The following is a 14622-nucleotide window of genomic DNA, read 5'->3' as shown; positions in this document are numbered from 1 at the left end:
TCTGATTACTTTTTAGTCGAACGCGCTTGCGCATCCTGCAGTTTTTTAGCTACATCCTCCGGCTTACCGCCCATCATAAGCTCTTGAAGACCGTTGTTGATCACTTCGCCTGCTTCAGCAGATAAATAGGCGTCATATACCGGCGTAATTTCAGAATTCACAGCCAATTCATAAGCTTTGAAGTAAAGCGGGCTTACTTTCGACTTATCCAGTTCTACTTTGTACATAACCATTGAGTTGCTTTCTGCGATCGCTTTTTGGCCATCCGGTCCGCTTACTGCGTAGATCAGATCAAGCGCTGCCTGCTTCTGTGCACCTTTTGTATTTTTGTTAAGCGCGAAGCCTGCGCCTGCGCCACCGGAAATCGTATTCGGTTTGCCTGCTCCACCTTCTATGCCAGGCATTGTTGTGACTTCAATAGGTGCCAACTGCTCAGGAGTTGCGGATGCTGCAAGATTCGTAAGCGACCAAGCGCCGTTAATCATCATAGCTGCCTTGCCTTGAATGAAGTATTGCTCTGCTTGCGTGTTGTCGATGCTGTTTGCGCCATCTTGAAACGCTTTATTGTCAACGAGCTCTTTGTACTTGCCCAAAGCTTCAATGAACACAGGATCTGTAAAAGACGCTCCATCTTGAGCTGCAGCTTTCAAGAACCATTCCGTGCCCGTCACGCGGTCAGCCAACGAACCGATAATCGTCGATTGTGCAACCCATGGCGCTTTATTGCCGAGGGCAATCGGCGTAATGCCGTTGTCGTTGAACGTTTTAATTGCAGTCATCATCTCTTCCCAAGTAGTCGGCACTTTTACACTATGCTTCTCGAAAAGATCTTTGTTATAATACATGAACGAAGTTGCTGACATACCGAGCGGCGCTGTGAAAATTTGTCCTTTTTCAAACTCATAGCGGTCGAATGCCCCTGCCAAGAAACTGTTCTTCCATTCTGGGTATTTATCCATCAACTCTGTAATCGCTTGAAGCTTACCGGCATCATAGAACTCTTGGGATTGGCTGCCCGCATAAACGAAAAATACATCTGGCATTTCATTTGCCGCAGCAACTGTGCTTAGGCGTTGACGATAACCGTCAACCGGGATCGCTTGCGCGTCTACCTCAACGTCTGGATGCTCCTCTTTATACTTGTCAATCAGGTCTCTAACCGCTTTGGCACGCAGGTCGTCACCCGCGAAGTTATGCCATATTGATATTTTCGTTTTTTCTCCAGAGCTTTTGTTGTCTTCATTGCTCTGCTCCTTTTTTCCGCTATTGTTGCAAGCGGTTGCCAAAAGGGCAATCATCAAGATAATTGTCGTTACAAACGCAAGTCTCTTCTTCATTCAAATATTCCCCCTTTAGTAATAACCCTAGTATAGATAAGACAGACGAGAAGTCGTAGGGGGGAAAATTAAGCCCATACGGGGGGTATTTTCACCTTCGTCGATTCATCTTGAACGGTATTGCGAAGGAGTTTCGCCACTGTAACGCTTAAATAGCTGGTTAAAATGCTTCATATCCTCGTAGCCAACCCGCTTAGCGATCTCGCTCACCTTCGCCGGCGTTTCCTTCAACAAACGGCTAGCCCATTCCATTCTCGCTTCCGTTACATACTCAATATAGTTTTTACCTGTTTCCTGTTTAAACAGCTTGCTAAAATAGTTCGGATTCATATGTACGCTTGCCGCTACTTGCGCTAAAGACAAGCTGTCTGCAAGATGCTCGCGTATATAGGCTACAGTTCGGTCAATGGCTTCATTCCTGCTGCCGTTTAATCGTTCATACTGCGCATGGATCGCAAGCAGCATCTGCTGCAAAGTTTCTTCTGGGTTCGCAGTAAGCAGCTTTATGTCCAACTGTTCAAGCTGTGGAAGCTTCGGCATCGATTGACCAACGGACGCTGCTGCACGCTCTAGCCAGCGGTACCCCCCAACAATCAAGGAATGCAAATACGCTTGAACGGAACAAGGCGTCGCTTCCGCATCCTGTCTAATGCTCGCCAGTTCACCTTTAATCCACTGTTTTACGACCTCTCGGCTCCCGCTTCTCAGAACGGCGGTTAGCTTACTCTCCACTTCTTCCGTACAAACGGTCTGCATTCCTTTCCGATCTTTAATATCCTCATAGGCCAGCATTCTTGCTTCCTCTGCCAACCAGCGGTACGAGGCGGTTTGTTCGGCGGTGCGAAGTGACTCCCTCAGTTCTACCACGTTGCTGGCCCATACACCGCATGCGGCAAAAAAAGGCTGGCAATAAACGCGCTCCGCCCGCTCCATCGACGCCTTAACCAATCGCTTCGCGCCCGGCTGCCCCCTGCGGAAAATAAGCAGCCATCCATATTCCCAATCCAGAATGACGCAGCCAAGTGAATTCCTAATCATCGCAGCCGCCTCATTCATTTCACTTTCCGTCTCCTCCTTCATTGTCAGTGGAGACGCAGATGTAACTAGCCATAACTCTAGCTTCTCCATAACCGATCCGAGCCTCAGCTCAGGATAATAGATCAACAGTTCCTCACTTTCACGCTCCGTCAGGAGATTGTCCCCGCGAAGAAACCGATCTAGTTGCTTCCAACGGAACGCCGTTTGATGGATGGCTTCTTGAAGCACGGCCTCCCGTCTGCTGACGATACGCTGCTTCACGCGCATAACCGCAGTCATGATATCGCCAGGACGGCTATTTTTAAGCAAATAATCACTTATTCCTTCCCGCATCGCTTGCTGTGCATATGCAAAATCATCGAATCCAGACAATATAATAATTTCAATGTAAGGAAAATTCCGCTTAACCTCGCGAGACAATTCCAATCCCGTCATTCCCGTCATCCGAATATCGGTTAGAATGATGTCAGGACACTCTATCGGAATGCGCATCAGCGCTTCCTCCGCGGAAGCAGCTGGCGCGAGCAGCTCAATGCCATTCTCTTCCCATTTAATAACCGTGCTAAGGCCGGTCCTAATAATGACTTCGTCATCTACAATTAACAGCTTCATGTACAGATTCTCCTTCCTTCCCACAAAGGTTGTAGCCTATTTGATTTCTGATTGGATCGGTATAATGGTAAAACTAACTTTAGTGCCGCTTCCTTCTACGCTTTCGATCCGCAAACCGGCTTCATGCCCATAATGAAGCTGCAGCCGATTATGCACGTTGCGCAATCCGTAGCTGCTACCTGCCGAGTCATTATTCTTCAGCGGATCAATGCCCAAGTTTGCGCTTATCTTCTCCCTCAGCAGCTCCAATCTTTCACTGCTCATGCCGACACCGTCATCCTGAACAATAAACGTAATACGCTCTCCCGCTGACACCGCTTTAACGATAATGCTTCCTTTCCCCTCTCTTTTCAAAATGCCATGAATCATCGCATTTTCAATTAGCGGCTGGAGCAGCAGCTTCAGCATTCTCATATCGAGCAGCTCCGCCGGAATATTCGCCTCGTAATCAAATTTATCTGGATATCGAATGGACTGGATCTTCACATAATGATCTACATGCAAAATTTCTTGGCTGATTGCACAATATTCCTGTCCTTTATTTAAGCTGAAACGAAGAAAATCACTTAAAGAGCCGACCATATCCGCGATTTTTTCGTCTCCCTTCATTAGCGCCATCCAGTGGACCGACGATAACGTATTGTATAGAAAATGCGGATTGATCTGCGCTTGAAGTGCCGACATATCCGCTTCCTTCTTCAACGCTTCGCTCAGCTTCACCTCATCGGTTAAATTAATAATTCGCGAGCTCATCCGATTATAGCTAATAATCAGTTGTCCAACCTCATCGATCGATGTGACGGGCAGTGTCGGCAGCGGCTCGTCCGGGCTGGAATTCCTAAGAAACTTCGTTAATGCAGACAACGGTTTAGTCACCTTTTGAATAAGTACAAGGACGAACGCTATAACAAAGAGCATAGAAATGCTGACTGCAATTGCAGTTAACGTTAAAAAATACTGGTTCTGCGCTCTGTAAGCTTTTGCCGGAATGATGCCTACAAGCCTCCAGTTAACATTCGGCATCTGGTAGTACAGTACTGTACTCCGCTCCTCCGCTTCTCCGTAATCGAACGACCCCGACTTGCTCTTGAAATCAACTATTCCGGGAAAATAATCGTTCAAGCTCTTGTTAGTCGCGTACCCTTCCGGTCCAGCCAATATCCGGTTTTGTCCGTCCAACAGCAGGGCGACGCCTTCACCCTCTAGTCCAGCTTGCTTTAAATGGCTAGAGATAACCGATTGTGTCAGGCTGATTTTAAGCATGCCGATTTTGTAATATTTTGATGTGCTGCGAATCGGCCTCGACATCGTAATGACATCCTCTTTGCCGTCCGACGTAACGAAATGATGCACCGGAGACCACCACTTGGGATATTCCTCATAATAACCGGGATACTCGCTCTGAATATCGGTCCATTCTGATTCGAGGACGGATCTGAATGAAACCGACGGCTTATTATCTTCATTCGATTCGATCATGACATTGGCGATATATGGTTTGGAAATCGATAATGTTGTAAGTAAATTAACGATCGAGGTTTGCTTTAACAAATCGTGTTCCGGTGTTTTCAAGTAGCTTTGGACATCAGGGTGGCCGATGAGGAATAGTGATAGATTCTCGACATCGCTCACCATATTTTCCAAATAGGCACCAATTTGCCGAAGCGTGTTCATGCCGGAGCTTTTCGCTTTCTCCTCCGTTAAGCTTTCAGCAATATAATAGGAGAACAGTCCCAGAGACAACACCGGTACCAATACCGAAATAATAATCAACAAGCTCAGCTTCTGCTTTAACGATTTACCCAACCAGTTTTCCATCGTATCCTCCGTTCAGATTACCTTTATGCTCTGTTGCTAAATTGTAGCTTTCAAGAGTTCCAGAAAACATGTTTGCGCTTTCATAATAACCTAAGTCGCTCGTCCCGACTAGAGTCTGTTGTTGACTTGATGAAGCATTGCCTGGTCTTGAGGTCGTCGATGCACCGGGAGAGAGCACTGGATCTTACCTCAGCGTAAAAAAAAACAGATCGCCCTCTCGCAAAGGAATACGGTCAATTTTCTAGTAAAACCACTCCACAAACAACAAAAAAACGGCATTTCTGCCGTTTCTTTAGGATGGACTCTCAGGGGCTCGAACCCTGGACAAATAGATTAAGAGTCTACTGCTCTACCAACTGAGCTAAGAGTCCATATGAAGTTTGGTGGAGCCAAGGGGGATCGAACCCCTGACCTCATCGCTGCCAGCGATGCGCTCTCCCAGCTGAGCTATGGCCCCAAACGTAATTTTCAGATGTATGTAATCACACATTCTAAAATTCAGTTCGGTGTATTTAAGTCGTTCTGACAAACTCAAGCGCCGTAGGCGACTCCTATATAATATAAAAAATCGCCTTCGCTGTCAACACTTTTTTTAGTCATTAGACTAGCCACAACCCTACAATCTGTCCAGATCCCCAGTGCTCTTAGAAAGCAGACCCTTCAGTTCCTTCATAAACATGTTAATGTCCTTGAACTGGCGGTATACAGACGCAAAGCGAACGTAGGCGACTTCATCTACTGGATAGAGCTGCTCCATAACCAATTCACCGATCTGTTGGCTCTCCACTTCAGCTACAGCGATCCCGCGTAGGGATTTCTCCACCTCAGAGACGATCTTCTCTAGACGTTCTACAGAGACTGGACGTTTCTCACAGGCACGAATTAAGCCCCGAAGTATTTTATCACGGCTGAATTCCTCGCGGCTGCCGTCTTTTTTAATCACGATTAACGGTGTTTCTTCAATCATTTCAAAGGTTGTAAACCGTTTGCTGCAACGCTCGCATTCACGCCTGCGGCGGATTGACTTATTCTCATTCGCTGGTCGCGAGTCCAGTACTTTAGTATTTGTGTGATCGCAGTAAGGGCATTTCATAAGCTTCATCACTTCCTATTACATAATGTTTTTTTGTCCCGGTATGCTTATAACATCCGGCTTTTAAAGGGCCTTTTCATTTTTTCCAGAAATCACCGTTTTTTTGTTGTAATGATTATGGCAAGTACGGCACATAATACAGTTACCAACAGAGGAGGTGAACAGCAATGAGCCAAAACAACAGCTCCAATAACCTTGTAGCTCCAAATTCCCGTGGTGCTTTGGAACAACTTAAATATGAAGTTGCCCAAGAACTCGGAATCACGCTTTCCCCAGATGGTTACCAAGGCAATAAAACTTCTTATGAAAATGGTTCGATCGGTGGTTACATCACTAAACGTCTTGTAACCCTGGCAGAACAACAATTGGCAGGTCAATACAAATAACCTGTCCACATAAGCTTACTGAAGAAGTATTAAACGACTCACAGGTCGTTTAATACTTCTTTTTATACATAACACGGTTTTAGAATTCGTTGTAAATATCCGTGTACTGATCATAGTAATAGTTGACGCGCTGTACATAATGGCGAGTTTCACCAAACGGAATATCCTTAATCGTAGCATCCGTTCCGTCCCAGATCCCCTCATCCAGCCATTTTTGAACTTTACCCGGTCCAGCATTATATGCAGCTATAATCGCTGTACGTTTACCTTCGAACTGACGGGATAATGTTGAAAGATACCAGGTACCTAGTTCAATATTTGCTGATGGTTCATGCTTCAGCTCCTCCATAGATACATCAGGAAGCTTGGCCTTTTCAAGGGCCCATTTAGCGGTATCCGGCATAAGCTGCATTAAGCCAATAGCACCTTTTTTGGATTCTCGTCCAGTTTTGAAGTTCGTTTCCACTCGGATAATTGCGGTCACAAGAAACGGGTCTATATCGTACGTAATGCTGTGCTTACGGATCTCATCTTTATAATGGATCGGATAAAACCAAGACATCCAGTTCGTACTCAGAAACAATATCGCGGTAAAACCAACGAATAACAGAAGAAGGACTCTTTTTTTACGTAACCATTTCATAATAAGCCCAGCCTGTCCCAAAGAACAGCAACCTGTTGCTCAGTGTGCGCAAGTTCGCCACTGTTGTCAATGATATAGTCCGCTTTGTTACGTTTCGCTTCAATATCCATCTGTGCATTTAAACGTGCTTCTGCTTGTTCTAAAGAAAGTCCGTTACGTTCCATTAATCGAGCGATTTGCACTTCACGAGGCACGTAGACCACCAATATTTCATGGAACATACTCTCGAGTCCTGATTCAAAAAGAAGAGGGATATCCACAATGATTAACTTCTTCGGATCTTCTTCCTCCATGCTGTTCATACGGTCTTTGATTTCCCGCCGGATTGCGGGATGCGTCAGATTGTTCAGGGCTTGCAGGGCTGCCGGGTCTTGGAATACAATGTCCCCCAGCTTGCCCCTATTCAGTGTGCCGTCCGGAGAGAGGATCTCGCTTCCGAATTGTTTCACAGCGGCAGCCAGCACCTCATGACCGGGGAGCATAACCTCTCTGGCGATCACATCCGCATCAACCAGCCTCGCTCCCTTGCTCACAAGCAGTGCAGACACCGTGCTTTTTCCGGATGCAATACCTCCGGTTAAGCCAATAATCATGTACTCACCTCATAATAGCTTCAGTATTCCCATTGTAATTAATAATAACGCGGGTAGTGCAGCAGCATGCTTCATCCAGTAGTTCCCGGCGAATCTTAATCCAGTCTTCATGCCCAGCAATAGAAATGTACCACTAAACAGAGCAATTGTAAGTGATGTCCATATCGGATTGAACCCGAGTAGTGCTGCGCCTAGTCCGGCTCCAAAGGCATCTAGCGAAAGGGCAATCCCGAGCAACATTGCTTCCATAGAAGAAATGCTCCCTGAATCATCCATATCTGCAGACGATGGAGTACGTAAGATCTGTACAACAATCCCTAACCGTCGTAGCTCAAGAGAGAAGACAGCCGATTTTGCCTGTTCAGGAGCCAAGGCAGCCTGTTCTGCAACATCTTCAGTATCAACAGCTACCTCTGCCCGAGCCTCTGTAGAGAGCACATTTTCTTCATTATCAGCTTTACTTTCACCCGTCTGTTCCTTCTCTTTCTGCATTAGCATCTGCACCAGCGACCAGCACCCCATTAGCACAAGTATAACAGCGCCAACCTCAGAAGCTGCATGTGGAGATACTACCTTGGCAAGCAGAACACCCACCTGCATAGATACACAGATAACTACCCCCGAACAAAGGGAGATAATCAGAACGGAAAGCAATGGTATTTTCATTTTACGCAGTCCATATGTAATACCAACGCCAAAACCATCCAAACTCAAAGCAAAAGCTAGTAATATTAGTGAAAAAAATGGGCTGAGCACCCGCAATCCCTCCTGTGAAGAACCGGAAAACTGAAGAATACACTTCATTCAGCTTCCGTTCTCTATTAAGCATTCTTCACACAGTATATGGGCGGGACAAGTAGTGGGTGCCAACCTAATTACTTCTTCAGTTTTCTGCCTTACGCTGACAGCTTGGACAATAATGCGTGCCGCGGCCACCTACAACGGTTTTCTCGATCATCGTTCCACAGTGATTACATGGCTGATCTTTACGACCGTAAATCAACAGCTGTTGCTGATAAGTGCCGCTCTCACCTTGACCATTCACATAAGATTTTACAGATGAACCACCAGCGTTTACCGCTTCCGTCAGCGTACTGACAATAGCGTGATGCAGCTGATCAAGTTGATCATCAGAGAGATCTTTAGCGCTGACTTCAGGATGAATCCCTGCACGATGCAACGACTCATCTACATAAATATTACCGATGCCGACGATATATTCCTGATTCAGCAGCAGCGATTTAATTTTGGTGCTTTTGCCTGATACAATCTGCTTAAACCTTTCCGGAGTAAATGCTGGCTCCAGCGGCTCCTGTCCTAGCTTATTAAGAGGAGGAAGCTGAAGGTCTTCACCAATCTGAAAAAGATGCATCGTACCAAACTGACGAACATCCGTGTAGCGCAGCTCAGTGCCATCCGTAAAATGGAATATCACATGCGTATGCTTGTCCAGTGGATCATCGTTCGAAAAAAGTCCGTAACGGCCCTCCATCCGTAAATGAGAAACCAGCACCAGACCGTCTAACACGATGCGCAAAAATTTCCCTCTTCGTTCAACATTAACAATGCTATGACCTGCGAGCAGGTTGGCAAAAGCCTGAATATCATCCGGTCGCTGAATAATCCGAGCCAACCGGACGGTTACACTCTCTATCTGCTTTCCATTAACTAAATCATTTAATGTTCTCTTGACTGTCTCTACTTCCGGTAATTCCGGCATGATGTCTTCACCTCAACTACATTATAGCTGATATGCACACCTTTAAGGGAGCCTATTTCGCTTCGTACCAGTTACTACCAAAACTTACCTCTGCTTTAAGCGGCACAGATAGCAGCAATGCTCCACCCATTACTTCCGGCAAAAGCGTCTTCATGAGCTCCATTTCATCCTCTGGCACCTCAAATACAAGCTCATCGTGCACCTGAAGCAGCATACGGCTCTTTAGTCCACGCTCAAATAGCGCCTTGTCCATATGCACCATCGCCAGCTTAATAATATCAGCGGCTGTTCCTTGGATAGGTGTATTCATTGCTGTACGTTCCGCAAAAGAGCGTAGATTAAAGTTCTTCGCATTAATCTCAGGCAAATAACGACGGCGTTCCAGCAGTGTGGTTACATAACCGTGTTTCCGTGCTTCCACTACGATATCGTCCATATATCGACGTACGCCTTGGTATACCTCGAAATACTGCTCAATAAATTGAGCGGCTTCTTTACGAGGAATATTCAAGTTCTGCGACAGACCATAATCACTAATTCCGTACACGATACCAAAGTTAACGGCTTTAGCAGCACGACGCATATTGCTATCCACCTGATCGGCGGTAACTCCAAATACGTCCATCGCTGTCTTCGTGTGAATATCCATATCATGGAGGAAAGCTTCCTTCATCCGTTCATCACCGGAGATATGCGCCAGCACCCGTAGTTCAATCTGCGAATAGTCCGCCGCCAGAATGGACCAGCCCGGTTCGGATGGAACAAACACTTTACGGATTTTACGTCCTTCTTCTAAGCGGATTGGAATGTTCTGCAGGTTCGGAAATTGGCTGCTAAGCCGTCCTGTTGCAGCAATCGTCTGCCGATAGAATGTATGCACCTTCCCTGTTTTCGGGGAAATTTCCTTGAGTAGCCCCTCTACATAGGTGGATTGCAATTTGGCAATTGTGCGATATTGTAGAATCAAACGCACCACATCGTGATACGGTGCTAACTTTTCCAGCACCTCTGCGTCTGTTGAATATCCGGTCTTCGTCTTCTTGACGACAGGAAGACCCAGTTTTACAAATAAGATCTCACCCAGCTGCTTTGGTGAATTCAAATTAAACTCTGTGCCACAAATTTCATAAATTTCGGTAACCAGCTTGGAAATCTGAGCTTCGAATTCTTTTCCTAACTCTTTAAGATCCCCTTCATTAACTGCGATCCCCTGTTTCTCCATATCCGCAAGGATACGTGATAATGGCATTTCGAGATCCTCGAACAGTCCGGTCATCGCCGTTTCGATCAATTCCTGCTGTTGTTTCTGGGCGATGCCAAGTACCGCAGCACTCTTACGTGCAATGTGATTCCCTAAAATTTCAAGCTCAGGAATCTTATATTTGGCGCCTTTACCAAATACATCTTCATCAGGTGACAATCTTGGCAAGCCGTATTTCGTAGCGAGATCGTTTAGGTTCTGATTAGCTTCCGTCGGATCGAGCAAATAAGCTGCCAACTGCACATCATGGGCTGCACCTGCAAAAGCAATCCCTTGCCAATGCAATGCCAAATCAGCACGGTGAAGATCATATCCGCTCTTCGGAGCCTTCTCATCTCCCAACCAGTCGCGTAGCTTCGCAGCCGCTGGTTTCTGTAGTAATTCAAACGGCACATAATAATGTCGCTCCAGAGAAGATAGCCCTACGCCGATCACCTCGGCACGATGCGGATTATCCCCATTGGATTCCACATGCAGCGCTGAAATACTAGGGAGCGCCTCACTTAACGCCTCAAGTTCATCTTCACTCACGATCGAAATATCAAGTGTAGCAGCTTCTACTTCCGCTGCACCCTCTTCTCCATCAGCGACTGGAGCATAGGCACTAAGAGACAACCTCTCCAGAAGTGATTTGAATTCTAATTTTGCAAGTGCGGGGCCTGCTGTATCCGCAGAAATCCCGTTAAAGACCATATCTTCCCACGAATGCTCAAGAGGCACTTCACGGTAGATGGTCGCCAGTTTCTTACTCATTACAGCGTCTTCCGCATGAGCTTCCAGCTTTTCTTTCATTTTACCTTTAAGCTCACCGGTTCCTGCTAATACCCCTTCAACTGATCCGAATTGATGTAACAGCTTGAGCGCTGTTTTCTCACCAACACCCGGAACTCCCGGAATATTATCACTCGCATCACCCATCAGCCCCTTAAGGTCGATGATCTGCTCTGGTGTTAAATCATATTTCTCACGAATTTGTTCTGGTCCATAAAGCTCAACCTCAGTAACTCCTTTGCGGATCAACGCAACGGTCGTGTGTTCAGAAGCCAATTGAAGCATATCCTTGTCTCCCGACACGATCATAACCTGCCGCCCTGCTTCATCTGCTTGGCGAGAAATGGTTCCAATAATGTCATCGGCCTCATAGCTGCCAATTTCAAACTGCGGTACACCTAGATTTCTGAGCAAATCTTTCAGCAGTGGAAACTGCTCGGAGAGCTCGGGAGGTGTCTTTTGCCGACCGCCTTTATAATCCTCATAACCTTCATGCCGGAATGTGACTTTTCCTGCATCGAAAGCAACAATCATATGTGTCGGTTTATGTTCTTCAATCAAACGGAGTAACATCGTTGTGAATCCGTAAACCGCGTTCGTCTGTTGCCCTGCTGTATTCGTTAGCGGGGGCATCGCGAAGAAAGCGCGGTAAATAATATTATTTCCATCTATAAGTATCAACTTGTCCATAGTGCACCTCGCCTTTTTCATGCTTACTTCTTACATATTAACATATGGCCTGTCCAAGTAGAAACGCCTTTACCAACCAAAACAATGGGATTAGCTGAAATGTTAGTAACATTAAGAGCAATATGGGATAATACAACAAGTAGCCGCCCTTATAAAAGGACGGCTACTTCATTTACCTAAAAAACACAAAAGATGTGAAGGTACGATAGTAATGGAGGAGAAGTTTGGAACTATTCATTTAAATCTGGACGACTACCGGTAACCAGGTAAACTACGCTTTCACCAATATTAGTAGCATGATCGCCAATCCGTTCGATATAACGGCCTACCAGCGTCAATAACATAGCTTGGGATACTGTCTCCGGCTTTGTTACCATATAAGAATACAACTCATTGATAATCGCACCATACAATTGATCGACTTGATCATCATCCTGTGCCATTTTATAAGCTAGATCTGTGTTCTCATCCAGGTAAGACTGGATAGCCTCATCGATCATAATCGTCACGATTTCAGCCATACGAGGAATGTCTACAAGCGGCTTAATCAGCTGCTGGCCTTGAAGACGCATGGTCGCCTTAGCTACATCAAGCGCCAGATCACCCATGCGTTCCAAATCGCTTGATATTTTGAAGGCAACGATAATGCGGCGCAAATCCTTAGCTACGGGCTGCTGAGTAATAATTAAGCGTGAGCCAATTTCCATGATTTTGTCTTCCATGGCATTCAACTGTAGATCCGCTTCAACGACTTCCTGTGCGAGCGTTGTATCTAGATTTTGTAATGCATTAATTGCACCTTCAAGAGCATCCTTAACATGCTCCCCCATCTGCTGCAGCAGACTGCGCAGCTCTTCCAAGTCCTTATCAAATTCTTTTCTGCGAATCATAATAAGAGCGATCCTCCTCATTAACGTATGGTCAGCTTGCCATTTCCAGGGACGAACACCCTTCTACTACTGATCAGCCGAAACGTCCGGAAATATAATCTTCAGTACGGGAATCTTTAGGGTTCGAGAAAAGCACCTCTGTGTCCGCCGCCTCTACAATTACACCATTTAAGAAAAACACGGTTCGACCGGATACACGCGCGGCCTGATGCATGTTATGAGTTACCATAACAATGGTATACTCACTTCTTAGTTCCTGAACAAGCTCTTCTATCTTGAGTGTGGATACAGGGTCGAGCGCAGAGGTTGCCTCATCCATTAGCAAAATATCAGGCTGTACTGCTAACGCTCTAGCAATACAAAGCCGCTGCTGCTGTCCACCAGACAAGCTAAGGGCAGATTTCTTCAGAAAATCTTTCACTTCCTCCCATAGGGCGGAGTGACGTAAGCTTTTTTCTACGATCTCATCCAGTTCACTTTTGGAACGGATGCCGTGTAGACGGGGACCGTAAGCTACATTGTCGTAAATCGACTTAGGAAAAGGATTCGGCTGTTGAAACACCATACCGACCTGCTTGCGCAGGCTTTCCACCTCTACCTCATCACTATAAATATTTTTGCCACCGATGTTTACAGTTCCTTCTATACGTGTGCCAGGAATCATATCATTCATACGATTCAATGTGCGAAGCAACGTGGATTTCCCGCAACCGGAAGGACCAATAAAAGCGGTAACCTGTTTCTCCGGGATTTGCAGATTCACATTCTTCAGTGCGTGGAACGACTCATAGTAGAGATCAAGATTCTCTATGTCAATGATGGATTTCATTAGTGTTTACGTCTCCTTCTCATCATCTTCGATCTCCATGATAAGCTTTTAGTGTAAATACAGTTGGAGAGAAATGTTAACGCAATGTAAAATCAGTGAGATGAATGGATCCACATCACAGTATTTCCTCAGAAGCCAACTAGTACTCCGAGCATTTCTTATTTATGAAAAGTATAGAAAAAATAGAACTCCAGTCACTCTAAATGACCGGAGCTCTTTTTTTATTTACCACTAATTTATAACCTACGCCTCGAATCGAATCGATATGAACAGATTCTGGATCTAGCTCAAGCTTTTTACGAAGTGAACTCACATGCACGTCCACTGTACGCTGTCCACCAATATAATCAAAGCCCCAAACAGCATTCATGAGATCATCTCTCGTCAACACAACCCCTGGCTTACGAGCCAAATATAACAACACTTCGAACTCTTTAGGCCGTAAATTAATACTATGACCACCGAGGGAGACTTCATATCTTTCAGGGTAGATCTCTAATTGACCTAAAATAATTGTAGAAGCAGAGATAGGTGTTTCTGTCGGTGCTTCCTCAGCAAGTCCAGAAATCCGCCGAAGGACAGCACTTACTCTAGCGAGCAATTCTGAAACGCCGAATGGTTTAGTTATATAATCATCAGCACCTGATTTTAACCCTCTAACTACATCTTCTTCCGCATTTTTAGCGGTCAACACAATAATAGGTGTACGGATACCTTGTCCACGCAATTTATCAAGGATGTCAATGCCATTCATACCTGGCAACATCAGATCTAATACGATCAAGTCAAAAGGTTCCCTCGTCGCACGATCATATCCTGCCGTACCATGATCCTCTACTGTTACCTCGTAACCTTCCTGCGTTAAGTTATAGGACAGCAGCCGGGCCAGTGTCGGTTCGTCTTCAATGACAAGCAATCGTTGAGCCATAGGTTCCCCCGTC

13 protein-coding genes and 2 tRNA genes are annotated in these 14622 nt (G+C 45.7%); 1 reads left to right on the top strand and 14 read right to left on the bottom strand.

From position 1 onward, the window contains the following. Positions 1-5: 5 nt before the first annotated feature. The 6 genes from QNH28_RS09170 to nrdR form a co-directional block, all read right to left on the bottom strand. On the bottom strand, positions 6-1337 hold the full coding sequence (locus tag QNH28_RS09170) for an extracellular solute-binding protein (RefSeq protein WP_283911083.1): 1332 nt from the start codon (positions 1335-1337) through the stop codon (positions 6-8). Between the two features lie 105 nt (positions 1338-1442). Then, positions 1443-2987 (bottom strand): response regulator transcription factor, encoded by a 1545-nt coding sequence (locus QNH28_RS09165; RefSeq protein ID WP_283911082.1) that lies wholly within the window; start codon positions 2985-2987, stop codon positions 1443-1445. Positions 2988-3023: 36 nt separating this feature from the next. Continuing rightward, on the bottom strand, positions 3024-4805 hold the full coding sequence (locus QNH28_RS09160) for a sensor histidine kinase (protein ID WP_283911081.1): 1782 nt from the start codon (positions 4803-4805) through the stop codon (positions 3024-3026). A gap of 298 nt (positions 4806-5103) precedes the next feature. Next, a tRNA-Lys gene (locus QNH28_RS09155) sits at positions 5104-5176 on the bottom strand. A gap of 10 nt (positions 5177-5186) precedes the next feature. After that, positions 5187-5262, bottom strand: a tRNA-Ala gene (locus QNH28_RS09150). Positions 5263-5421: 159 nt separating this feature from the next. Beyond that, positions 5422-5898 (bottom strand): transcriptional regulator NrdR, encoded by a 477-nt coding sequence (gene nrdR / locus QNH28_RS09145; protein ID WP_042126015.1) that lies wholly within the window; start codon positions 5896-5898, stop codon positions 5422-5424. Positions 5899-6065: 167 nt separating this feature from the next. Between nrdR and QNH28_RS09140 the strand changes: the two genes are divergently transcribed. Beyond that, positions 6066-6284 (top strand): alpha/beta-type small acid-soluble spore protein, encoded by a 219-nt coding sequence (locus QNH28_RS09140; protein WP_042126012.1) that lies wholly within the window; start codon positions 6066-6068, stop codon positions 6282-6284. A 79-nt stretch (positions 6285-6363) separates the two neighbouring features. On the opposite strand, the gene QNH28_RS09135 is transcribed toward QNH28_RS09140, so the two are convergent. The 8 genes from QNH28_RS09135 to QNH28_RS09100 all read right to left on the bottom strand — a co-directional run bounded on the left by QNH28_RS09135 (position 6364) and on the right by QNH28_RS09100 (position 14609). Then, positions 6364-6927 (bottom strand): lytic transglycosylase domain-containing protein, encoded by a 564-nt coding sequence (locus tag QNH28_RS09135; protein WP_283911080.1) that lies wholly within the window; start codon positions 6925-6927, stop codon positions 6364-6366. Further along, positions 6924-7520, bottom strand: coding sequence for a dephospho-CoA kinase (coaE, locus tag QNH28_RS09130; protein ID WP_283911079.1), 597 nt, complete (start codon positions 7518-7520; stop codon positions 6924-6926). Before coaE ends, QNH28_RS09135 begins: the two co-directional genes overlap by 4 nt. A 9-nt stretch (positions 7521-7529) precedes the next feature. Next, a complete protein-coding gene (locus QNH28_RS09125; RefSeq protein ID WP_283911078.1) occupies positions 7530-8276 on the bottom strand; it encodes an MntP/YtaF family protein in 747 nt (248 codons plus the stop codon). 127 nt (positions 8277-8403) lie between these two features. Further along, positions 8404-9240, bottom strand: coding sequence for a DNA-formamidopyrimidine glycosylase (gene mutM, locus QNH28_RS09120; protein ID WP_283911077.1), 837 nt, complete (start codon positions 9238-9240; stop codon positions 8404-8406). Between the two features lie 52 nt (positions 9241-9292). Continuing rightward, positions 9293-11962, bottom strand: a complete 2670-nt coding sequence (polA, locus tag QNH28_RS09115; RefSeq protein WP_283911076.1) for a DNA polymerase I — start codon at positions 11960-11962, stop codon at positions 9293-9295. A gap of 230 nt (positions 11963-12192) precedes the next feature. Beyond that, on the bottom strand, positions 12193-12852 hold the full coding sequence (phoU, locus tag QNH28_RS09110) for a phosphate signaling complex protein PhoU (RefSeq protein ID WP_283911075.1): 660 nt from the start codon (positions 12850-12852) through the stop codon (positions 12193-12195). A 73-nt stretch (positions 12853-12925) separates the two neighbouring features. Then, positions 12926-13681: a phosphate ABC transporter ATP-binding protein PstB gene (gene pstB, locus QNH28_RS09105; RefSeq protein WP_042186541.1), complete on the bottom strand. Its 756-nt coding sequence runs from the start codon at positions 13679-13681 to the stop codon at positions 12926-12928. 199 nt (positions 13682-13880) lie between these two features. Beyond that, the gene (locus tag QNH28_RS09100; RefSeq protein WP_042125998.1) at positions 13881-14609 is read right to left on the bottom strand and encodes a response regulator transcription factor; all 729 of its coding nucleotides are present in this window, start codon (positions 14607-14609) and stop codon (positions 13881-13883) included. Positions 14610-14622 lie beyond the last annotated feature (13 nt).

Origin of the sequence: Paenibacillus sp. G2S3, assembly GCF_030123105.1 — a bacterium.
Classification (GTDB): domain Bacteria; phylum Bacillota; class Bacilli; order Paenibacillales; family Paenibacillaceae; genus Paenibacillus_AQ.
Note: the sequence above shows the minus strand (reverse complement) of the source record. Positions and strands in the feature narration are given on the sequence as shown.